Below are 21821 nucleotides of genomic sequence, written 5' to 3'. Positions count from 1 at the left end.
CGGTTCGATACATAAGTACAAAGCGTTACACCTAACAGTGAAGGAGCAGCACCATGGTTAGTGACATAAATATTTACTTTATTGTATATACTTGTCATAAATGATTAATTTAACTCCAACAACAAGTATGGCCTTCTTCTCCGAAACCCAAAACACATAAACCGAGTAGTTGAGCCCTGAAAGTAATACAGAAACACCCTTAAAAACATGCTGAAAAACTACCCTCCTACACAAACAGAAGCCTGGAAAAAACTGCAAGCGCACTTTAATGAAATACAGCCATGGCACCTGCGTGAGTTGTTTGCACAGGACCCGCAGCGCTTTGAGAAACTTTCGCTTCAGTTTGAGGACATGCTGTTTGACCTTTCCAAAAACCGTATTTCCGAAGAAACACTGAACATACTGGTTGAGCTGGCAAAGGAAATGGAGCTGCCTGCCGCTATTGAGCAGATGTTTTCAGGGGAACGCATAAATGTGACCGAGAACCGTGCTGTGCTGCATACGGCGTTGCGTAACTTTTCTGGCGGCACACTTGAAATTGACGGAGAAGACGCTTTGAGCGAGGTACGTGATGTACAGCAGCAGATGAAAAACTTCTGCAACAAACTACACAGCGGTGATTGGAAAGGCTACACAGGCAAGCAGATCAAAAGTGTTGTGAACATAGGCATCGGTGGTTCGCATTTGGGGCCACAGATGGTAGTGGAAGCTTTAAAAAGCTACCAGAAAGAAAGCATTGATGTATACTTTATCTCGAATGTGGATGGTACGGATGCAGCTGAGGTACTAAAGAAACTCGACCCGGAAACGACGCTTTTCATCATCGCTTCCAAAACATTCACTACAAAAGAGACCATAGCCAATGCAGAGACTGCACGCGACTGGTTCCTGAGATCAGCCGGTGACAGGGAGCACATCAAAAAGCATTTCGTGGCCCTGTCTACCAACACAAAAGCGGTGGAGGCATTTGGAATAGCACCCGAAAACACCTTCCGTTTCTGGGACTGGGTTGGTGGCCGTTTCTCGCTTTGGTCGGCCATTGGTTTGTCCATTGCCTGCGCATTAGGTTACGACAAGTTTGAGGAGTTGCTGCGTGGTGCAGAAGCCATGGACAAGCACTTCAGGGAAACGGATCTGCGCAAAAACATACCAGTACTGATGGGGATGCTTAGCATCTGGTATACGAACTTTTTCGGCTGCCAGACACACGCCATACTTCCGTATGACCAGTACCTGCGCCTGTTGCCGGAGTTTCTGCAGCAGCTATTAATGGAGAGCAACGGCAAAAGCGCCAGCCGTGATGGAAGTGAACCAGACTACCAGACACAACCCGTTATCTGGGGAGCGGCCGGTACCAACAGCCAGCACTCTTTCTTCCAACTTATACACCAGGGCACGTTCCTGATTCCATGCGACTTTATTGCGCCGGTAAACAGCAACAACCCCATTGGCCAGCACCATACCATGCTGCTTTCGAACTTCTTTGCCCAGACAGAGGCCCTGATGAAAGGAAAGACAGCAGACGAGGTACGCGCCGAACTGGAAACGAAAGGCAACATGAACCAGGAAGAAATGGAGGCTCTTATTCCGCATAAGGTTTTCGAGGGTAACCGGCCATCCACATCCATCATGTTTCACCAGCTAAACCCTTATACATTGGGCGCGCTGTTGGCCATGTATGAGCATAAAACGTTTGTGCAGGGCATTATCTGGAACATCTACAGCTTTGACCAGTGGGGTGTTGAATTAGGAAAACAGCTGGCAGGTAAAATTGAGGAGGAGTTACTTGATGAATCAGCTGAGAGCAAGCACGACAGCTCTACAACCGGCCTGATGGCATACTACCGACAGCACCGTTCAAAGTAAAAGTACAGGAAGCCCTGCAACTCCGTGCTACAGTTAAAGTATAACAGGTGCTTATCATGGAAATTTAAAGAGATTGTGGTGCAGGTTTTCTTTACACGGTTGTTATACTTTATACTTCTGGCATTTGCCTTAAGTAGCTGCGCCGATGCTGATTTTTTTCAGAAAGATGCCCTGGCAACGGAGGATGAACTGAACGGTTTGCCGCCAGCCGGCCAGGACAGCGTGTGGGTGATACCGGGCAGGCATTACGACCGCAGCGGCTCCCATCGCTTTTTCTGGGGCGACCATAACCGCGAACTTTGGACCACACCCATTAAGCTGCCCGTGCTCGACTTGCACAAAATGCATGGTGGCCTGAAGGTGGTGAAAAAAGGAGGTGGTTTCCAGACAACCAGCTTTGAACTGGAAGACAGTACCGGCCGTGTCTACGCGCTGCGCTCCATCGATAAAGACCCTATCCATGTGGTGAGCAAATTCTGGCAGCCAACCTTCGTAAGCAATGTGCTCCGCGATCAGACCTCTGCCGGAAACCCGTATGGAGCATTGGTAGTGCCTGTGCTGGCCGAGGCCATCGGGGTGCCTCACTCCTCTCCTAAGCTATACTATGTTAGCACCTCTGATACAACCTTCGGGGAGTATAACAAGCTGGTGCAGGGCAAGGTGTTTTTGCTGGAGCAAAAGTATGAAAGCCCGGCAGACTTAACCTCATACTTTAAGGGCGCTGTTGATTTCGAGGAATCAGAGGATGCGCTGCGTAAACGTTTCGAAAGCAATTACTACCACTTTGACCAGAAGGCTTTTGCCAGGGCCAGGCTTTTTGACCTGCTGCTCGGCGACTGGGATCGGCACAAAGGACAGTGGGACTGGGCCGTAAAACCAATAGGAAATGATACTCTGTTTATCCCCATCCCCAAAGACCGCGACCAGGCTTTCTACAAAATGCAGGACGGCCTTATCCCCACCATTGCAACCAGCAAGATCATGGCCCGAAAATTCCAGACCTTCGAAGATGATTTTGACGATGTGAAAGGCTATATGATCAACGCCAGGTTTATTGACGAACGTCTGTTGAATGAGCTAACACGCCAGGATTGGCAACAGATCGCACAAAGTATAAAACAAAATCTTAGTGATGCGGTGATTGACCAAGCAGTCCGCAGTCTGCCCACCACGATTTATACTTTGAAAGGTAAGGAGATAGCCCATAACCTGAAAAGCCGCCGAGACCTGCTTTCTGAAGTAGCAGAAAAAATGTATGAGCAGCTTGCCAAAAAAGTAACGATAGCAGGCACAGACGCCGAGGATCAATTTGTAGTGCGCAGGTTAAACGACAACCAAACAGAAATAACAGTAAGCAGACCAGCCACCGACAACGCCCCTGATAAGATCTATTACCGCCGCACATTTAACCGCAACGAAACTGAGCAGATCATACTTCACGGCCTTGCTGGCGACGACAGTTTTATACTTAGCGGCAAGGTAAAAGACGGGATACTGGTTAAAGTATACGGCGGCCTTGGAGAAGATAAAATCACAGACAAATCAAGTGTAACAGGCTGGAAAAAGTATACCGAAATTTACGACACCGAACGCGGCAACAAAATAGAATTCGGCACCGAAGCCAAAGATAAAACAACCCGCGACGTACGGGTTCACGCCTTTGATAGAGAGGGGAATTGAGTTGGTTGTTGGTTGTTAGTTATTGGTTATTCGTTGTTGGTTGTTCGTTATTGGAAATGTAGAGACGCAATATTTTGCGTCTTTTTAATACAGAAAACTACATTTCTTACAATCTCTCTTCCCCTGGCGCAAGTCTTAAGCGAAGCGTGACTTGTGACTTGAAATAATGGGAAGTCTTCAGACTTCCGTGAGCCATACTTATACTTTAAGAAATTGCACACTATAAACTCATGCTTTATACTTCCGCAAGTCTGAAGACTTGCCCCATACACCAGCACAAGTGACACTACGTTTAACACTTGCGCTATAAAAACAAAAAGACGCAAAATATTGCGTCTCTACAAACAACGATCAACGAAAAACGATCAACGAACCTTAGCTCGTTTGATGAGGTAGGAATAAAGCACTTTGTCGAAGGGTTCGCTGATGTCTACCGGTACAAAGTCGATCCTGTATTGGCCGCATTTCAGGGCTAGTTCTTTCTTGTAGCTCTCTACGGCGGTGCGGTAGTGGTCGCGCACCTGCGAGGGTTGCAGTTTCAGCTCCTGCCCTGTTTCAGAGTCCACGAAAATGTATGGCCTTTCTGCAAACTCAAACTCCTCTTCCGTTTTGCGGTCCATCACATGAAAGATCAGTACCTCATGTTTCTGGTGCTTCAGGTGCTGCAAAGCGGCAAAAATGGCCTCGCTATCGTCGAGTTTGCTGAGCATATCGCTGAAGATGATCACCAGCGAGCGTTTGGGAATCTGCTGCGCGATCTGGTGCACCACATCCGCAACGTTGGTGTCTTTTGCGCCTGTCTGCTGCTCCAGCTGCTTCTGCAATATCATTAACAGAGTATGCAAATGCGAGGCAGTAGAACGAACCGGCGTTTGCAGCTCTATTTTATCGGAAAAGGTAACCAGGCCAACGGCATCGCGCTGCTTACGCAGCAAGGTTGCCAATGCACCAGCGCAAAGTATGGAAAAGGTAAGCTTGCCGTTGTTCTCGGTTGGGTAGTACATCGACGGCGACACATCCAGCAGAATATGGCAGCGCAGATTGGTTTCCTCCTCGTACCGTTTTACAAACAGCTTATCGGTGCGGGCAAAAACCTTCCAATCAATGTGCCGGGTGCTTTCGCCACTGTTATACAACCTGTGTTCTGAGAACTCTACCGAAAAGCCGTGGTAAGGAGATTGGTGCAGCCCTGTAATAAAACCCTCGACGAGTTGTTTAGCCAGAAACTCCATGTTCTCGAACTTCTGTACATCGGCAAGGGTGAGGGGCTTTTTCATGCAGGTTTCAGCGTTTATTTAGCTTTCGTGTCTGCTTCTGAAACGGCTAAGGGCGTGTCTTGTTGCTTTTCCTCTTCATTTTCCACCTGCCTGATCTTTACGCTGGCGATGCCGGCTCGCACCAGGTCAATTTCTTCGGCGGCAGCTCTGGAAAGGTCGATGATCACCTGGCGGTTTCTGGCTTTGCGGTCGTTGATCTTTACGATAACAGACTTACCATTTCTTACATTGGTAACCTGCACCAGTGTGTTAAAAGGGAGGGTTGCGTGGGCAGCTGTCAGCAGCTTTTTATCATACTTATCGCCGCTGGCAGTTCGGTGCCCTTGCATGCGGTCGGAGTAATAAGTTGCTTTACCTTCTGCCGAATAATAGGGCTCTTTAGCGAAGAAAGAAAGCAAGAGTACTAGTATAATTGAACATATATTCATAATATACTATAGTTGGTCCGGTTGCAAATATAATATTAAAAAGTTAAGAAATTTAAATTCGAAAATTTTTATATATCAGATCTATATGTTACTTTTAGATTCACAAAGTTGAATTTAACGTTATTTAAGACGGTGGAAGAGAACAACGAAAAAGCTGAGATTTATTCCCAAAGAGTAAGAGCCGGGAAGAGAACGTACTTCTTTGATGTGAAGTCAACTCGTTCGAATGATTTTTATGTGACCATCACGGAGAGCAAAAGAAAATTCAAAGACGAGACTTTTTCTTACGAAAAGCACAAGATTTTCCTGTACAAGGAGGACTTTGTGAAGTTCATGGAGGCACTTCAGGGAACGATTGATCACGTTAAATCAGAACTGTTGACAGAGGAGGCTCTTGCTGCGCTTGAGGCACCTGTAACAGAAGAAAGCGAAACAGCTGCCTACGATGGCGAGCTGAAGTGGGAATAACCCTCCCCTTTTAGTTAAGGATTTTCTAACAGAGATACTGAAAGCTCATGGCATTGCCATGGGCTTTTTTTATACTTTGTAGGTTCGTTTTGGCGTGGGCGTGTGGGTGCTTTTAGGTTGATATTGATGCCGTACCGGTTCAAACTGCCCCTCCTTATCCAAAGAAAGAATAGCCATCATACACACCCCATCTCTTAAATAGAAACCTTTTTGCCTTTAGCTGGCTTTTCGCCTCGCCGGCTGGGCCTTACTTTTCTCCTTGATGAGAAAAGTAAGCAAAAGAATCAAGACGATTTTGAACTCGCTGAACGCTCAAACAAAAAATCGTCAGGGTGCACATGGCTAAGGTCAATGCAAAGTAGCAAGTCAGGCATTTATACTTTGTTACCAGTTGTGACAACCGCAAACTAAGAAGTGTCAATCCCAGTCCTTGGACTGAGCGCCTCGAGAGGTTCCGGTGACGAGCGCGAGCGAGGCATTGCGACGTCAGGAGCAAAGGAAGCGAAAGCAGCGCGATGGGCAAGGACAAGGCCTCCCGGCCTTGAGGGCACCAAAACAAACTATGAAACTATATGCAAGTAAGACTGAGGAATAACACACACTAGAAAGAATAGCAAAAAGTACAGCCAATTCTCTAACCACAACAATTTAACAATTAAGCCATTTAACCAAACATCCTACACCATAACTCCCCAAATTCTCTTATCTTTGCACCCTGAAAATTATAACTAAGTATACATGGGACTAAGATGCGGTATTGTGGGACTTCCGAATGTGGGCAAGTCTACGCTGTTTAACGCTATTTCTAACGCCAAGGCAGAGTCTGCCAACTATCCATTCTGTACCATTGAGCCAAACGTGGGGGTAATTACTGTGCCCGATGAGCGCCTGCAGGTATTGGAAGAACTGGTACACCCGGAGCGCGTGTTGCCAACCGTAATAGAGTTTGTTGATATTGCCGGCCTTGTGAAAGGTGCCAGCAAAGGCGAAGGTCTGGGCAATAAGTTCCTGGCAAACATACGCGAGGTAGATGCCATCATACACGTGGTGCGCTGCTTCGACGACCCTAACATTGTGCACGTTGCCGGTAAAGTAGACCCGGTTTCTGATAAAGAGATCATCGACACAGAGCTTCAGCTGAAAGACCTGGAGTCGGTTGAGAAAAAGATTTTGAAGGTGGTACGCTCTGCCAAATCCGGCGACGCGAAAGCGAAAAAAGAGCTGGCCAGCCTAGAGAAGTATAAAGCACACCTGGAAGCTGGCCTGAATGCACGCAGCCTGGATGTAACTGAGGATGACCTGGAGGCTGTAGAAGACCTTAAACTGCTTACTGCAAAGCCGGTAATTTATGCAGCCAACGTAGACGAGGCCTCTATTAACACATGCAATGAGTTCTCGAAGGCGCTGGAGGAAAACGTGAAGAACGAGAACGCTCAGGTAGTGCTTATCTCTGCCTCTATCGAAGCCCAGATCGCGGAACTTACGGAGCCGGAAGAGAAAGAAATGTTCCTGGCAGAGTATGGCCTGAAAGAGTCTGGATTGAGCAAGTTGATCAAAGCATCTTATAGCCTGCTAAACCTGATCACGTACTTTACGGCTGGTCCTAAAGAGGTTCGTGCCTGGACGATTGGCCGTGGCTGGAAAGCACCTCAGGCTGCCGGTGTAATCCACTCTGACTTTGAGAAAGGCTTTATCCGTGCCGAGGTTATCAAACTAAACGATTACCAGGAGTATAAATCTGAAGCTAAAATTAAAGAAGCCGGTAAAATGGCCGTGGAGGGTAAAGATTACGTTGTGCAGGACGGTGACATTATGCACTTCCGTTTCAACGTATAGTTTATACTTACTGCTGACACACAATAAAAAATCCCTGCCGATGCACTAAGCACTGGCAGGGATTTTATTTTATAGAAGCTGTTTAGAGTTTTAGTTAAGAAGTATGACCTCGCTATTGTTGGTGTTTCACCAACAATTAAAAGACTTTGGCTAGTATACTTGCTGGTGAAAACACGCAGCAAGGGCAGACAGAGTTGATTTTAATAAACTCTAAACAGGCTCATAGTCTTGCTGCAAACGGAGCATTTCAAACCCAACTTATTTCTTTGGAAGTATACCCCTCCCCTAATCTGTTCTCAATTGATCACAAGACGCACCTGCAACCGTTTATTGTCTGCGGCCCTGTTCAACACCAAAAGATAAATGCCTTTACTTAACCTGGAGACATCAACCTGTTTGTCTTCTGAGGTCAGTATCAAAACACCTGTGAGTGAAAAGATCTCGGAGCGTGCATTGGGCAAATGAATGTGCAGTAAGTTCGAGACGGGGTTAGGTGATACCCAGGCTTGTTCAGTATACTTTTCTGGTACATGCAGCAGGTTTCTGGTTTTGAGCCGGTAGAGTGCGGGCAAACCTATGTCGTTTTGCTCGGCAACCAGGTAACACTCATTTTCGTTGATGATCGCAATTCCTTCCAACTGTGCCGAGTAACCCACGGGGGCACTTAGCGGCTGCCTCTTAAATTCGCAACCCGTCGTGCCTGTTTCCAGAAAATTACACATAACCGTTACAAAAGCCCCAGATCCATCATAAGCCGAGATCAGGAACTCATTGGAAGTATAGCTAAAGTCTGCGCCGGAAACCAAGCCATTCACATTCAGTTCGGCTACCTTGTTTACTTTGTAAGTGCCCGGTGATTTCGGTATTTCGTAAACGCCTGTCTTATAGTTGCCCCAGTTTTTGGTGAACAAGTATAACCTGTCTTTATAGGCAACAAGCGCCTCCGCATCGTAATTTGTGGTAAACCTGCTGGATGTAAAATCGGTTTGGTCGGCGTACCTGTAGCTGATGGTTTGAGCCGTTACGGTATCGGTGGGGGTGTTCAGGTATTCGCTTATCGATACTTTGTAGATTTTAAGGTCTGTCCGGTTGCCGGTATTGTTACCGATGTCGCCGATGTAAATGTAGGTGTCGTCGTGGCAAATGTCTTCCCAGTCTACGTGAGTGGCGTTTTTGATGTAGACCGTCCGCACGATGCCGCCACCCTGTGGATTTACTTCGTATAGTTTGGGTTCATCCCCGGAGTCGTTGTGCGTAATGATCCTGCCTTTCATGTACAGCACTCCCGAAGCCTCTTTTACAGTGCTGTGCAGGGGCGTAATTAGCTCCAGTTGCTGGCCAAGGGCAGCCAGCGGTAAGAGTAAAACTACAAGAAGCGCATAAAAGGTATTCATGCAAGGTTTTCAAAGTATACTTGGCACATACAAAATACCTCTAACGCAATCCTTTCAAAACAAGCTGATTATGACCAGAATTCATCCCAGGCGTACAGGTCATAGAAGTGCTCTCTGCCATCTATTACCTTTCCGTCTTTAAACTCAAACACGATGCAGCAATCCACTTCCAAGGTTTTGCCTCGGCGCTGGGCACTGTTATGATGGATGCCCACTACCCTACCGTCCTCGCTTGTGAGCACATTAAGCAGGCTGGCTTTAAAATTACCCTCTGTTTCGCCGGCATAAACGCCAAAAAGCGCAAAAACAGCATCGCGGCCACGGTGGTCGCCGGAAACTGAGCTACGCCCTGGCGTGTGCCACACCGCTTTTTCATGAAACAATTCTGAAAGGGTCTGCATGTCGCCGGCATTAAATGCCTCGTAGCCGCGGCGCACTACTTCAGCGTTATCTTTTGGGTTTTCCATAGTATAGCTTTTAGTTTATCAGGTTTGCAATGATTCCGTTCAGAGTTTAAAAATCTTCAAAGCCCACCCTTGCTGCGTGTTCTCACCAGCAAGTACAATACCCCTATTGATTGTTTGTGAAAAACACCAACAATGGCGGGTTTATACTTTTTGAGTTAAAGACTAAAACAGCTTAAAAGTATAAATTCGGTCCAGCCCAATATTAGCAATCTGTTGCTCAAGTGGACTGACTATGAAGTATACTTTATTGTGTACGGGAGATTGGAAGTCAGGAGGTTACCTACGCCAAGCCCTACACCTGACTGACTAAAAAGTTTTACTGTAACTGAGGTTTATACTTTGGGGTGATAAGGGGATTAGAATTGTTAACGGATTAGGCTTTGTGATGGCAGAGCTGCTGTTTAGGTGTGGTTAGGGAAAAAGACATTTTTATGCATGAACCACAATTTCTGTTTTTGACATCTCTACTAATGAATGCTCAGCAAACAAGCTTGCAATTAATTCAATATGCTTTTCAAAAAGGTTTAGTAATTCGCTATTTCTGATATTCCCGGTTTTTACAATCAGCAGTTTAGGAGGTTCTTTACTTAATACATAAGACTCCAGAAAGTCTGCATCTTTTGTTATAACTACAAAATGCTCGTCAGTTGCTAATCGAGTGATGTACCCGTCTTGCGTTCTATTCTTATCCGGCAGTTCTAGGGTATGTATGGAATTTATTCCTTTAGAATTAATGAAGTCAGAAAGAGCTTTAGGCAATTGTGCATCACCTAGAAACTTCATGAAGCTATTCTATAGATACTTTTTATTTGGGTAAGTTTTGCAGCATATTCAAGGCAGGCAAGAAAATCTTCCTTCTCTAAATCAGGATAATCTTCCAGAAGTTCTTCTACTGTCATACCCGAAGCTAATAGCTCCAGCATATTGTCAACTGGATACCGCAATCCACGAATAGTGGGTTTTCCGTGGCAAATATTGGGATCTATTGTTATTCTGTTTATCAGTTCTTCTTGCATATCCTGTTTTACTTTTAATTATCAAAAATAGCTGAAAAAGAAGTTTTTTATGATTATGTTCTCCCTTAACGGATTAGGCTTTGCGGTGGCGCAGCTACCGTGAAGCTCGTGTTGTGTTAAGTAATTCTTTATCCTTCAAATTCCTGCATGTAAACTTCAAGCGCCCCTTTGAAGTCTCGCATAATTTTGTCTTGCTCGTACTTCGGATACTTCTGATTTATTTTCTCAAAAAGCTGCTTATATTCAGATGTTGGTTCTTGTGACATCATTATTTCGTACCCAATATAGTTGGTCAGTTGAGACAGCTCTTTAGGGCAGCACGAGTATCTTTCAGCAAATTCTTTCGGGTAAGCTTCCACATACTTCATAGCGTATAGTCCTACAACTTCAGCTAAAGCACCATCTGACTTTTCTACAACTACCTTAAAGGCAGGAAAGACAGAATCTCTGGTTGTTTTGTTGGCAGAACTTAATGAATCCATTAGGGCAAACGTCACGTGATTATCCGCTGGCTGAAGGCTCTCTCCCAAAATTAGCCTTATTATCTGCTGTTGATTTTGGTCTGCAAGGTAATAGTAGTGAGAAGGTATACGTAGCGTATCTTCTTCAGCTGTAACTGGCAAAGGTATTTCTGAAGTTTGATAGGTAGTTGTATTTTCTGTTTCCTTTTCTGAGACGGAGCTACAAGAAAGAAGTGCAGTAAGGCTAAGTATGGCTAAGATTGTTTTCATGCTTTTTATTTAACACAACTAGTAGAGAAGCGTAAACATACGGTTATTGCCACTATGCACGAAGTAGCTTTTATTGTTCTCGAACTACGTTGCACCTGCATATTTTCCAAAAAGCAGAGCCAATATAGTATAAACCTGCTAACAAAAGTATAGGGGCCGTTGATTTTAAAACCTACCGTCGGTTATAAGTAAACTGCTCATACCCTATCAGCAGGTCGGCGCGGGATCCGGGTGGGCGGTAATAGATCAGGATGTCGTAGATATTTTCGGTGGCGAAGTGGCTGCCCTCGAAGTAGCTTTCGTCGGGGGGGGCTGTGGCGCTGGGTTTGAAAGTATAGTAGTAGTTATAGTAACCTTGCTTTAACAGCATTTGCCCACGGTATAAGCCCTCTTCAGCCACATAGCGCATCCTAGAGTTTTCGGTTTGTTTCCAGTTTGTCAGCTCTCCGGTAATATACACAGCACCTGGAGCCTCGGTTGGGGCTATCAGCGCAAAATCCACCAGGGCATAATCGCCGTTCACTTCGGGGTTGCCATACTGCCTGTTACCAAAAATACGCATGCCATTTATATCAGGCTCCTGGCTGTACACTGCATTCTGGCGGCTTTTGTCGGGCTCCAGCAACACTGCAACCGGGCTTGTTTCCAGGTTAATTCGCTGCACACCAATGCCGTTAAAATTCAGGCTGCGCGTATCAAAAGCCCTGAACTCACTAAGGCCTTTAAACAGGTCCTTTGGCTCGAAGAACACATACTCCAGCCTGCTCTGCGCCTCGTGCACAAAAGTTGGTTTGGCAATGGACTTGGCATTATCCCAGCGGTAGTTCTGGCGCATGATGGCCTTTACCTCCATGGCAGGGTTCACGATCGGGTAGTCTTTGTAAAATACGTTAAACTCAACGGGCTGGCGGGTTTCGCGTCCGCCGGGGCCAATCGGGGTGCCCAGCTTTGCCGTCACGATCACCGTATTCTGGAAAACAAGCAGGCGTTGAGTTAGTAACAGGCTTCCCCCCTCTTCTTGCACTACAAGCAGGTAATTGCCACTAAGTTTGACACGAGGCACCCTGAAACGGTAATGCACATAAGGCACGCGCGTATTTACAGAGTTCTGTACATCAGTTATGTAAAACTCGTTGTAGTCGTTCAGGTACTGCGTTACGTTCAGGTTGGAGGGTGTCCAGTTGGCGTTGCAATGTATAAGCTTGGCTAAAAGCCGCTGCGGACCGTGGTTTACCCTGTCAAACTCCAGCACCATAGGAAACTCCTGTGAGATAGAGGTAACGGCCGGGTTCAGGACCAGGTCAGCATCGCCGGTGGCTAAGTATGCCTGCACCGATTTTATACTTTCGCTGTACACATAGTCCTCGTAGCGGATGGCTGCCTGTGCGGCGGCACTTGCACTACTGCTCTGGGCTTGTTCTTCCAGGGGCACGCAGGCAACCATACTTACGCTAAATACTAGCGTTGCCAGAAGCTTTACGGTAAATTTCCTCATTTCTATCTATTAGTGGCACAAAACCTATACTTCACATTTAACTCGGTTTAAGTAAACATGAAATAAGAGCTGCTCGATCTGATAGATAAAGAAAACAATTTTATGGCAAAAAACGCTAATACCAGCAGAAGACTTTTGTGTGCAGACCTGGATCAATAGTATTAGATGAGCTACTTAGCAGTTTGTTCTTCCTTTTCCAGCACAGTTTTAACCGAGATACCCGCCGCCAATGACTTTTGTACCGGGCAACGGTTCGATATTTCCAGGAGCCGTTTTCGTTGTTCGCTGCTCAGGTCGCCGTAGAGGAACAGGTGTTTTTTGATCTGAGATAGCCTGGCTTTTTCATCCTCTTCTTTTTCGCAATCGGAGGCATGTACACGCTCGTGCCGCAATTTTACGACGGCCTTATCCAGTGGCCAGCCTTTGCGCTGGGCGTACATGTGCAGCGTTATCACGGTACATGAACCTAATCCGCTCAGGATATAATCGTATGGGTCAGCCCCAGGTTTTCTGTCCTGCGAAACACCAGATTCGTCTATTACCATCACATCTGTGCCTGCTGATATTCTGGCAACCATTGGCGCACTGTTGCTTGCTGTTACCGTTACAAAACCTTCTTCTTCTAAAACACTCATAGTTTTTTGAGTTAAGAGTTAAGAGTTAAGAGTTAAGAGTTAAAAGGTATATGTAAGAAGTGCTATAAAGGTTTTGGGAGTTTTGGAGTTGAGAAGTTTGAGAGTTTGGGAAGTAGAAAGGTAGAAATGAACTGTACTGTAGAGACGCAATATTTTGCGTCTTGGTAGCTACAGGGCAATTGGGTTCATCGGCAATACCAGATAAAGTATAACGTGGCGTACAGACCTCGCAGTGTCTGCCAAACCTGTGAGCGTCTCAAGGTTATGGCTGGCAAGTAGATAAAGACCCAAAACAGGTTGGCCAATACGAAACCAACTGCTTTGTAGCCACCAAGACGCAAAATATTGCGTCTCTACAAAACCGAAAAGCTAATAACGAATAACCAACAACCAATAACGAAATCCCGTCTCTACAGTCTAGCAACGAATAACAATTAACCAACAACAAAAATCAAAATCGAAGTATAAACCTGGTACCTTTATCCAGTTCGGATTGTACCGAGATAGAGCCTTTGTGCTGGCGCATGATCTGGCGCGATAAGCTAAGGCCGATGCCCGAACCAGCTTTTTTGGTGGAGTAAAAAGGTATAAAGATCTTGGTGAGCGCCTCCTGTGTCATGCCCGAGCCATTGTCTTCTACCTCTATGCTGATGCGGCTGCGTTCGTCGAGGTAGGCGCGAAGTATAATCTGGGGTTCGGTTTGCTCCTCTACTGCTTCAATGGCATTTTTGATCAGGTTTATCAGGACCTGCTCGATCATACTTCTATCAGCAGAAAGCAGCAGCTTTTCCTGCGGCACTTCAATTTTTAGGCAAACATGCTTTTGTGCCAGTTGCTCACGCATCAGCGTTTTCATTTCGGTTAGCATTTCGTTTACGCTGAACCTGCTTAGCTGTGGCACTGAGATGGCGGTCAGGTTACGGAAGTCATTTACAAAACGGATCAGCCCGTCAGACCTACGATTGATCGTGTGCAGGCACTGGCTTACATCAACCAGCTCGTCCTTAAGCACTGTTATTTCATCAGCCACTGTATCGGTATAGCTGTTTAATTCTTCGTATGCGCTGGCAGATAACGAGGCGATAGGCGTCACAGAATTCATGATCTCATGGGTAAGCACCTTGATCAGGTTATGCCAGGCCTCCATTTCCTTCTCCTCCAGCTCTTTCTGAATGTTCTGCAAGGAGGCCAGCCTAATCTTATCCCCCAGCATAGACAGCTCTATCACATGCACCGAAAGGTTTACCTGTTCGGCACCGTGCCTTAAAGGCACCAAAAATTTACCGTTATGCTCCATTAACTGCAGGCCCTGCGCCAGTTCCGGGCTATCGCCATCCAGTTCCTGCACCTTACGCAGCTGCCCCACACGCAGCAGTTTTTTGGCCGCATGGTTAAGCAGCATCACAGTGCCGTCGGGTTTGTAACTGATGATACCGATGCCGATATGCTGCACGATCATTTCGTAGTACTGCAGGTGCGCCTCTTTTTCGGCACGCAGCTCCCTGAATTTGTGCATCACATCGTTTAGCTTCATCGACAGTTCTTTCTGCTGTTTGCTCTCGTGCTCCACTTTAAAAAGCTCTGTAAAATCATCGTACTTAATGGAGTTAAGAAAGCGAAGAAACTGCTTGTTTGTCCGGTTCTGAAAATGCACCAGCAGCCACACCTGCGCCGCCGCTGCCACACCCAGGGCAAAGGCCGTAAAGCGATACTGCGGGTTCAGGTGCAGCAGGGTAAACACGTAAATTGTAAGAGCCAGCAGCAACACCCGAAACAGCAGCTGCAGCTTATAGTTGTTAAAGCTCATACTTTTCTAATCTGCGGTACAGAGCCCCCCTGGAAAGACCCAGTTCTTTGGCAGCCTTCGAGATGTTTCCTTCGTGTTTTTGCAGGGCACGCTGTACGGCCTCACGCTCTATCTCGTCCAGGTCGAGGCTTTGCGCCTGCAGCTGCGGCTTGCTTTCCATAGGTTCCGATTCTGCCAGGAAGAAGAAGTCATCGGCACTCAGCTCCCGGTTATCGCTCATGATGGAGGCACGCTCCAGGGCATGTTGCAGTTCGCGCACGTTGCCTGGCCAGTTATAACGCTTTAAGCGCTCCAAACCAGAGGGAGAGAGTCGTTTAACGGGCTGGTTATACTTTTTGGCGTATACCCCCAGAAAATGCTCGGCAAACAGCGGAATGTCGTCTAGGCGCTCCCGTAACGGCGGCAAATTCAGCTCTACGGTATTGATGCGGTACAGCAGATCCTGGCGGAACTCGTTGCGCTGTACCATTTCCTTTAGTGGCATGTTGGTAGCGCAGATCAGGCGCACATTTACCGGAACAGGCTTATTGGTGCCTACCCGTATCACTTCGCGGCGCTGCAGTACCGTGAGCAGCTTTGCCTGCATGGCCGGCGATAGGTTGCCGATCTCATCCAGGAAAAGTGTACCGCCATTGGCTGCCTCAATTCTGCCTATCCTGTCTTCTTTGGCATCGGTAAAGGCTCCTTTCTTGTGCCCAAACAGCTCACTCTCAAAAAGAGATTCGGTAATGGCTCCCATGTCCACGGTCACAAACACCTTATCGGCACGGCTGGAGCGTTCGTGTATGGTTCGGGCAATAACTTCCTTACCTGTTCCATTCTCGCCTAAAAGCAACACGTCCGCATCTGTTTTGGCTACTTTGTCAATAATTGAGAACAGGTGGCGCATGGCCTTGCTTTCGCCTTGTATAATGTTCTTGTTGGTGCTCAGCTGAGTGTTCAACGCACGGTTAACTTCTTTTAGCTGGTTTACTTCTTTGTATGAGTTGCGCAGCCTGGAGGCTGATGATAGTGTGGCGATCAGTTTCTCGTTCTGCCATGGCTTCAGTACAAAGTCGGTGGCACCTTCCTTCAAAGCCCGCACAGCCATTTCCACATCACCAAAGGCTGTTATCATCACCACTACAGCCGAGGGGTCATACTTCAGGATCTCCTTCAGCCAGTAAAACCCTTCCTGTCCGCTGGTAATGTCCTGGCTAAAGTTCATGTCCAGCAGGATCAGGTCGAACTCCTCGTTGTTCATCAGGAACGGTATCTTTTTCGGGTTTTTCTCCATCACCACTTCCCTGGCATACTTCTTCAGAAGCATCTTCGCCGAGAAAAGCACGTCTTCATTATCATCAATGACCAGTATGCGGCCAAGGTTCTTTTCTTCCATAGTTGCGCTTGTTTGGCTGTACAGTCTGAAAATACTGTGCCAGCACGATTATACTTTAAATATAGCCAATCCAAGATTAAAATGCTCGTTTTATTGTCCGGCAACGGACACTTTCTGTCCGTGCATGGACAGCGGCGAACATGGCAGAGGGCTTATACTTATCAAAAATCAGGATTTATACTTTTGGCACAGCGCTTGGCAAGTATAAATCTGTCCAGGCTTTGAAAACAACATCAACAAACCTTAATACCCCAGAAAAACTGACCATTAGTACAAGCTAACACTATGAAAGAAATTGTTATTGAAACCAGCAAGCTGCAGAAAAAGTATGTGACCGACACCGTGGAAACCACAGCACTCGCAGGCGTTGACATCCGGATTGCCCAGGGCGAGTTTGTGGCTATCATGGGTCCGTCGGGTTGCGGCAAATCCACGTTGCTAAACATACTGGGCATGCTGGACGCTCCCACCGCCGGAAGCCTGAAGTTTATGGGCAAGGAAGTAGCCGCTGCCACTGAGCGCCAGCGCGCCAACCTCCGCAAAGAGAACCTGGGCTTTATTTTCCAGAGCTTTAACCTGATCGATGAACTGACGGTGCAGGAGAATATCGAGCTTCCGCTGTTTTACCAGGGCTTACCAAAGGCCGAGATAAAGCGGCGTGTGGAAGCCGCCCTGGAGCGTGTGGGTATTGCGCACCGCCGTAACCACTTTCCGCAGCAACTGTCGGGTGGGCAGCAGCAGCGTGTGGCCATTGCCCGTGCCGTAGTGGGCCGCCCCAGTCTTATACTTGCCGATGAGCCAACCGGTAACCTGGACTCGCAGCACGGACGCGAAGTGATGAACCTGCTTTCGGAACTGAACGAGGACGGCGCCACTATTGTGATGGTGACCCACTCCCCTTCTGATGCCGAATACGCACACCGCACCATTAACCTGCTCGACGGGCAGGTGATCACAGAACGCATACATGCCACCAGTGCCGCTCTTGCACTTTAATGTCACACTCCAAAAGCTACCGAACTATGTTTAAAATATATTTCCTGACAGCCTCGCGCTCCATCTTAAGAAATAAAAGCTATAGTATACTAAATGTTGCCGGCCTTACGCTGGGCATCACCTGCAGCATCCTGCTTTTTCTGGTTGTAAAGTATGAACTAAGCTACGACACCTTTCATAGCAAAGCCGACAGAATTTACAGGGCCACTACCATCTCCAGCTACCGCGAAGGTGAAGACAGAAGCGCCGCTGCGCACTATCCGCTGGCAGAGCTGTTGCGCTCTAACAATAACATAGGATTTGAAAACCTTACCCAGACGCACGGCGAAGAAGGCGGACAGGTAAACGTACTGGGTGACGACGGAAACGCCATCAAACGTTTTAGAGAAGAGGCAAATATAGGCTTTGTGGAGCCAGAGTTCTTCCAGCTATTCGACTTTGAAACAGGCGACAACGACCCAACCGCCAGCCTTTCGGAACCTAATAATGTTATCCTTACTGAAAGCCTGGCCAGGAAGTATTTTGACAATGAAAACCCGATTGGTCGCCTTATCAGGTTCAATAACAAACTTACCCTTAAGGTTACCGGCATCATCCCTGACCTGCCGAGCAACACGGACCTGCCGTTCAGCATGTTCATTTCCTATAAGTCTTTTATGGACTACTCACCTTACGGCGATCCCAAGTCGTGGAGTTCTTTATCCAGTACACACCAGCTTTACCTGGTTTTGCCAGAAGGCATGACAGAGGAAGAAGCCACAGCAGACCTTAACACCCTTGTAAACAACCACATCCCTGAAAAAAGCGCCAATCTTCCCCAGGAAACATACAGCCTGCAAGCACTCCGCGATATCCATTATAACGCTGAGCTTAGCAACTACAGCAACCGCACCATAGCACGCGAAGTGATCTGGTCGATGGCGTTTGTGGGTTTGTTCCTTGTGATCGTGGCCTGCATCAACTTTATAAACCTAGCTACGGCGCAGGCTATCAAAAGAGCCCGCGAAGTTGGCGTACGTAAGGTAATGGGCAGCAGCCAGTCGCAGCTGATGCTGCAGTTCCTCGGCGAGACATTTCTGATCACGCTTGCCGCCACACTTTTCTCTATCGTTCTGACAGAGCTTACTCTGCCATACTTAAATGAGTTGATGGAATTAGAGATCATGTTCTCTCTGCTGCAGGATCCTTTTTTGTTATTCTTCATGGTGGCGCAAGTATTGTTGGTGACACTTTTTGCCGGCCTGTACCCTGCCCTGATCATGGCACGCTTCCAACCAATTGCCGCCCTCAAGAGCCGTATCAATACCCAAAAGGTAGCTGGCCTGTCGCTGCGTAGTGCCTTGGTTGTGGTGCAGTTTACCATTTGCCAGGTACTGATTATCTGCACCATACTTGTAAACGAGCAGATGGAGTTCTTTAAAAGCAAATCGCTTGGCTATAACAAAGAGGCCGTGGTAACCGTGTTTCTGCCAACAGGTGAGGGTAAAAAGCTGATGCCTATGCGACAGGAACTAGCTAACCATCCGGCTGTAAAAAAAGTCAGCCTGGCATCTGCACCGCCTTCTGCCAACTTTACTTTTACCGGTAACTTTAAGTTTAACAACTCCAGCGAGGATGCTCCTTTCCATGCAAGCTACAAGATGGCAGACGAAGGCTACATTGACCTGTATGACATGAAACTGCTGGCCGGCCGCGCTTATAAAGACAGCGACTCTGTAGCCTACGTGATTAACGAAACCATGCGCCGTAAGCTTGGCATTGAAAGCCCAGCAGCGGCCATTAACAAGACCATTGCACTTGGCCGCGGCGAAACGAAGGGCTACATTGTTGGTGTAGTGGACGACTTCCACCAGAACTCGCTCCGTGATCCGATCGACCCGGCTATTATACTTGCCAACCCTGACAATTACTGGTTCCTATCTGCCAAAATAGACATGGCTAACAAGCAAGCGGCCCTGCAGCACCTTGAAAAAGTATGGAACAAGACTTACCCGGACGATGTGTTTGACTATGAGTTTTTGGATGAAACCATTGAGCGTTTCTATCAGGATGAGGCACGCCAGAACAAGCTGTTCAAGATATTCTCCATCATCGCCATCTTTATTGGTTGCCTGGGACTTTATGGCCTGGTTGCTTTTATGGCAGCGCAGCGCACCAAAGAGGTTGGCATTCGCAAAGTGCTGGGCGCATCCATGTTCAATATCACGGTGCTTTTCTCGAAAGAGTTTGTGAAGCTGGTCTTGATAGCCTTTATACTTGCCGTACCGATTGCCTATTACCTCATGGACAAGTGGCTGCAGGACTTTACATACCGCATCACCCTGGAATACTGGCCATTTATACTTGCGGGTGTAGTAACGCTGATCATTGCCATCATAACCATGAGTTCGCAGGCAATTAAGGCATCGCTTACCAACCCGGTTGTGTCTTTAAAGAGTGAGTAAAAACGTAACCTAGCAACACATCAGTACCAAACTATGAAAATTGTATTCGTTACAGCCTTACTGCTACTTAGCCGGCTTGCGTTGGCGCAGGACTGTGACTGCTCTTCCCAGTTCACTTTTGTAAGGAATTATTTCGAGCAGAACAGCCCGGCTTTTCAGAAGATCAAAAACGATGCGGAGGAGTATAGTCAGTACCAGAAAAAGGTAAATCAACTAAGCAAAACGATAGCTAGGGAAAAGTCCGGGGACCGCTGCAATATATACTTTGAGCAGTATGTAGCCTTGTTGAAAGACCACCACAGCGGCGTTGATATAAACCTGAAACGCCTTGACATTAACTTTAAGGATGATGCGCAGCTAAAGCGCTTCAAAGACAGCAAGGCCTATCAGGCGTTCAGGAAAATACCCGTGGACACTACCGCTTTCATGGCGCAGCTTCACGCAAAACCGCTGAACGCATTGGAAGGGCTTTACACAAACGGCGGCTCTCTCCACATCGGGATTATCAAAGAAAAGAAAAACCATTACATTGGGGTGGTGCTCAAAAAAACGTCGCTTGTTGATGTGGGGCACGTGCTATTGGAATTCAAGCAAAAAGAGGCGGATACTTTTGAAAGCATCTATCACCTGGGCCTGCTCGGGTTTAATTTTCAGAGTGTTTATAACACCATAGAGATTAAAAATGGGAAGATCCCCAATTACGGATTCTCTAAATTGAATGTACCCGGCAACCACAAAGAGGATGTTAAGCCTTACGAGTTCAAAGTACTTGATGCGCAGACAAACTACCTTCGGTTAAGCGATTTCGATGGTAGCCTTAAAGATGAATTGAATGCATTTTACGAGACGATTGCCGGTGACCTGAGCAGCAAGCCATACTTAGTGATTGACCTCCGTGACAACGGCGGCGGCGATGAACGCTGCTACTTTAACCTGATGCCATACCTGTACACGAAGCCCCTGACAGTGGACAACGTAGAAGTATGGGTTTCGCCGGAAAATATAAAGCGGTACGAAGAGGCAGCCGGTAAGAATACCACACTTATCGAACGTATGAAACAGGCACAGCCCTATACCTTTATCCCGCAGGTAGAGAATGCCGTGAACACCTGGAAACTTGACAGCAGCACAGTTTACCCAAGAAAGGTGGCGGTACTTTTTAACCGGAAAACGGCCAGCTCCGCCGAAGGCTTGATAACTTATGCCATGCAAAGCGACAAGGTGATTACTGTTGGGGAGAACTCAGGCGGCTTTATAGGCTATGGCAACGTAATGCAGACAGTTACGCCTTGCGGAAATTATATACTTCGCTGCACTACAACAAAGTATACCAAAAATTCAAAGTATGAGTTTGTGGGAATTGAGCCGATGCACAAAATCAAGAGCGACGTGGACTGGATTGAGTTTACGCAGTCACTTTTCAAAAATTTGTAATAGCTGTTTTAAATAGATCTTCCTTAAAGTTAAGGCCGCTCCGTATGGGGCGGCTTTTCTCATATTTATACCATAGGGTCTATAAAGAAAAATGCCATACTAACAGGAGTATGGCATTTTTTGTATTAGCTAAAAACATTGCCTTTAATACCTGCCCTTAGGTGCAGAGTCTGATAAAAACGTGGTCTTCTGCATAGGCTTGGAAATAATTTTGCTGTAGGCCGGGCAGTAGGTTTTCTGACAGGAAACTGTGCCTGCAAGAACGATCAGGAATAAAGTAAGCTTGAGTAGATTTGTTTTCATATAATTTGGTTGTTTGTTTAAAGCGATATACCAGTCACTTTTATCCTGCATCAGCAAAACCATGCGCCGGAATACGGAGGCGCAAATATATGCATTCAACAATATATACCCAAACAAACATATTAAATATCTAATTAGTGCTACATTTTTTGATTCAAATTGCGAT

General features: G+C 46.8%; 19 protein-coding genes. 7 read left to right on the top strand and 12 right to left on the bottom strand.

All coding sequences use genetic code 11. The features are described from left to right. The first annotated feature begins 207 nt into the window (after positions 1-207). Both pgi and AC4BAP_RS07735 read left to right on the top strand, forming a co-directional pair. Entirely contained in the window at positions 208-1866 is a 1659-nt protein-coding gene (gene pgi, locus AC4BAP_RS07740; RefSeq protein ID WP_490582052.1) for a glucose-6-phosphate isomerase, read from the top strand. 24 nt (positions 1867-1890) lie between these two features. Further along, entirely contained in the window at positions 1891-3546 is a 1656-nt protein-coding gene (locus AC4BAP_RS07735; protein ID WP_490582051.1) for a hypothetical protein, read from the top strand. A gap of 365 nt (positions 3547-3911) precedes the next feature. On the opposite strand, the gene AC4BAP_RS07730 is transcribed toward AC4BAP_RS07735, so the two are convergent. Together AC4BAP_RS07730 and AC4BAP_RS07725 are read right to left on the bottom strand one after the other, a co-directional pair. After that, complete coding sequence (locus AC4BAP_RS07730) at positions 3912-4823, bottom strand: DUF58 domain-containing protein (protein ID WP_490582050.1); 912 nt, start codon at positions 4821-4823, stop codon at positions 3912-3914. Positions 4824-4837: 14 nt separating this feature from the next. Next, on the bottom strand, positions 4838-5251 hold the full coding sequence (locus AC4BAP_RS07725; protein ID WP_490582049.1) for a septal ring lytic transglycosylase RlpA family protein: 414 nt from the start codon (positions 5249-5251) through the stop codon (positions 4838-4840). Between the two features lie 132 nt (positions 5252-5383). Here AC4BAP_RS07725 and AC4BAP_RS07720 point away from each other — a divergent pair, with 132 nt between their 5' ends. Beyond that, the gene (locus AC4BAP_RS07720; protein WP_490582325.1) at positions 5384-5719 is read left to right on the top strand and encodes a DUF3276 family protein; all 336 of its coding nucleotides are present in this window, start codon (positions 5384-5386) and stop codon (positions 5717-5719) included. A 738-nt stretch (positions 5720-6457) separates the two neighbouring features. Further along, complete coding sequence (ychF, locus tag AC4BAP_RS07715; protein WP_490582048.1) at positions 6458-7555, top strand: redox-regulated ATPase YchF; 1098 nt, start codon at positions 6458-6460, stop codon at positions 7553-7555. Between the two features lie 296 nt (positions 7556-7851). Here the strand turns inward: ychF and AC4BAP_RS07710 are convergent, their stop codons facing one another. From AC4BAP_RS07710 to AC4BAP_RS07670, 9 genes are all read right to left on the bottom strand, one after another. Beyond that, a complete protein-coding gene (locus tag AC4BAP_RS07710) occupies positions 7852-8949 on the bottom strand; it encodes a T9SS type A sorting domain-containing protein (protein WP_490582047.1) in 1098 nt (365 codons plus the stop codon). A gap of 68 nt (positions 8950-9017) precedes the next feature. Next, positions 9018-9416 carry a nuclear transport factor 2 family protein gene (locus AC4BAP_RS07705; RefSeq protein WP_490582046.1) on the bottom strand — a complete coding sequence of 133 codons (399 nt, stop codon included), beginning with the start codon at positions 9414-9416 and terminating at the stop codon, positions 9018-9020. A gap of 429 nt (positions 9417-9845) precedes the next feature. Beyond that, positions 9846-10199 (bottom strand): DUF5615 family PIN-like protein, encoded by a 354-nt coding sequence (locus AC4BAP_RS07700; protein ID WP_490582045.1) that lies wholly within the window; start codon positions 10197-10199, stop codon positions 9846-9848. Beyond that, on the bottom strand, positions 10196-10432 hold the full coding sequence (locus AC4BAP_RS07695) for a DUF433 domain-containing protein (protein ID WP_490582044.1): 237 nt from the start codon (positions 10430-10432) through the stop codon (positions 10196-10198). The genes AC4BAP_RS07700 and AC4BAP_RS07695 overlap by 4 nt, the downstream gene beginning before the upstream one ends. Positions 10433-10560: 128 nt before the next feature. Beyond that, positions 10561-11163 (bottom strand): hypothetical protein, encoded by a 603-nt coding sequence (locus AC4BAP_RS07690; protein ID WP_490582043.1) that lies wholly within the window; start codon positions 11161-11163, stop codon positions 10561-10563. A gap of 172 nt (positions 11164-11335) precedes the next feature. Next, positions 11336-12658, bottom strand: coding sequence for a type IX secretion system plug protein (locus AC4BAP_RS07685; RefSeq protein WP_490582042.1), 1323 nt, complete (start codon positions 12656-12658; stop codon positions 11336-11338). A gap of 170 nt (positions 12659-12828) precedes the next feature. Next, on the bottom strand, positions 12829-13293 hold the full coding sequence (locus AC4BAP_RS07680; protein ID WP_490582041.1) for an OsmC family protein: 465 nt from the start codon (positions 13291-13293) through the stop codon (positions 12829-12831). Between the two features lie 451 nt (positions 13294-13744). Continuing rightward, positions 13745-15100: a sensor histidine kinase gene (locus AC4BAP_RS07675; protein ID WP_490582040.1), complete on the bottom strand. Its 1356-nt coding sequence runs from the start codon at positions 15098-15100 to the stop codon at positions 13745-13747. Beyond that, positions 15090-16478: a sigma-54-dependent transcriptional regulator gene (locus AC4BAP_RS07670; protein ID WP_490582039.1), complete on the bottom strand. Its 1389-nt coding sequence runs from the start codon at positions 16476-16478 to the stop codon at positions 15090-15092. Before AC4BAP_RS07670 ends, AC4BAP_RS07675 begins: the two co-directional genes overlap by 11 nt. A 285-nt stretch (positions 16479-16763) precedes the next feature. Between AC4BAP_RS07670 and AC4BAP_RS07665 the strand changes: the two genes are divergently transcribed. The 3 genes from AC4BAP_RS07665 to AC4BAP_RS07655 are packed head-to-tail and all read left to right on the top strand — an operon-like array spanning position 16764 to position 21352. Then, on the top strand, positions 16764-17474 hold the full coding sequence (locus AC4BAP_RS07665) for an ABC transporter ATP-binding protein (protein ID WP_490582038.1): 711 nt from the start codon (positions 16764-16766) through the stop codon (positions 17472-17474). Between the two features lie 26 nt (positions 17475-17500). After that, on the top strand, positions 17501-19918 hold the full coding sequence (locus AC4BAP_RS07660; RefSeq protein WP_490582037.1) for an ABC transporter permease: 2418 nt from the start codon (positions 17501-17503) through the stop codon (positions 19916-19918). Between the two features lie 33 nt (positions 19919-19951). Continuing rightward, positions 19952-21352 (top strand): S41 family peptidase, encoded by a 1401-nt coding sequence (locus tag AC4BAP_RS07655; protein WP_490582036.1) that lies wholly within the window; start codon positions 19952-19954, stop codon positions 21350-21352. Positions 21353-21496: 144 nt separating this feature from the next. On the opposite strand, the gene AC4BAP_RS07650 is transcribed toward AC4BAP_RS07655, so the two are convergent. Next, positions 21497-21655, bottom strand: a complete 159-nt coding sequence (locus AC4BAP_RS07650) for a hypothetical protein (protein ID WP_490582035.1) — start codon at positions 21653-21655, stop codon at positions 21497-21499. Positions 21656-21821: the final 166 nt, after the last annotated feature.

This window comes from Pontibacter sp. GD7 (assembly GCF_058216375.1).
This window is presented reverse-complemented; position numbering and strand designations above follow the sequence as displayed.

What these genes read in the sequence shown, in the direction of transcription:
- AC4BAP_RS07685 (WP_490582042.1), bottom strand. Translation starts at nt 12,658, where the DNA reads ATGAGGAAATTTACCGTAAAGCTTCTGGCAACGCTAGTATTTAGCGTA.
- pgi (WP_490582052.1), top strand. Translation starts at nt 208, where the DNA reads ATGCTGAAAAACTACCCTCCTACACAAACAGAAGCCTGGAAAAAACTG.
- AC4BAP_RS07700 (WP_490582045.1), bottom strand. Translation starts at nt 10,199, where the DNA reads ATGAAGTTTCTAGGTGATGCACAATTGCCTAAAGCTCTTTCTGACTTC.
- AC4BAP_RS07680 (WP_490582041.1), bottom strand. Translation starts at nt 13,293, where the DNA reads ATGAGTGTTTTAGAAGAAGAAGGTTTTGTAACGGTAACAGCAAGCAAC.
- AC4BAP_RS07710 (WP_490582047.1), bottom strand. Translation starts at nt 8,949, where the DNA reads ATGAATACCTTTTATGCGCTTCTTGTAGTTTTACTCTTACCGCTGGCT.
- AC4BAP_RS07665 (WP_490582038.1), top strand. Translation starts at nt 16,764, where the DNA reads ATGAAAGAAATTGTTATTGAAACCAGCAAGCTGCAGAAAAAGTATGTG.
- AC4BAP_RS07660 (WP_490582037.1), top strand. Translation starts at nt 17,501, where the DNA reads ATGTTTAAAATATATTTCCTGACAGCCTCGCGCTCCATCTTAAGAAAT.
- AC4BAP_RS07725 (WP_490582049.1), bottom strand. Translation starts at nt 5,251, where the DNA reads ATGAATATATGTTCAATTATACTAGTACTCTTGCTTTCTTTCTTCGCT.
- AC4BAP_RS07655 (WP_490582036.1), top strand. Translation starts at nt 19,952, where the DNA reads ATGAAAATTGTATTCGTTACAGCCTTACTGCTACTTAGCCGGCTTGCG.
- AC4BAP_RS07650 (WP_490582035.1), bottom strand. Translation starts at nt 21,655, where the DNA reads ATGAAAACAAATCTACTCAAGCTTACTTTATTCCTGATCGTTCTTGCA.
- ychF (WP_490582048.1), top strand. Translation starts at nt 6,458, where the DNA reads ATGGGACTAAGATGCGGTATTGTGGGACTTCCGAATGTGGGCAAGTCT.
- AC4BAP_RS07695 (WP_490582044.1), bottom strand. Translation starts at nt 10,432, where the DNA reads ATGCAAGAAGAACTGATAAACAGAATAACAATAGATCCCAATATTTGC.
- AC4BAP_RS07670 (WP_490582039.1), bottom strand. Translation starts at nt 16,478, where the DNA reads ATGGAAGAAAAGAACCTTGGCCGCATACTGGTCATTGATGATAATGAA.
- AC4BAP_RS07730 (WP_490582050.1), bottom strand. Translation starts at nt 4,823, where the DNA reads ATGAAAAAGCCCCTCACCCTTGCCGATGTACAGAAGTTCGAGAACATG.
- AC4BAP_RS07690 (WP_490582043.1), bottom strand. Translation starts at nt 11,163, where the DNA reads ATGAAAACAATCTTAGCCATACTTAGCCTTACTGCACTTCTTTCTTGT.
- AC4BAP_RS07675 (WP_490582040.1), bottom strand. Translation starts at nt 15,100, where the DNA reads ATGAGCTTTAACAACTATAAGCTGCAGCTGCTGTTTCGGGTGTTGCTG.
- AC4BAP_RS07705 (WP_490582046.1), bottom strand. Translation starts at nt 9,416, where the DNA reads ATGGAAAACCCAAAAGATAACGCTGAAGTAGTGCGCCGCGGCTACGAG.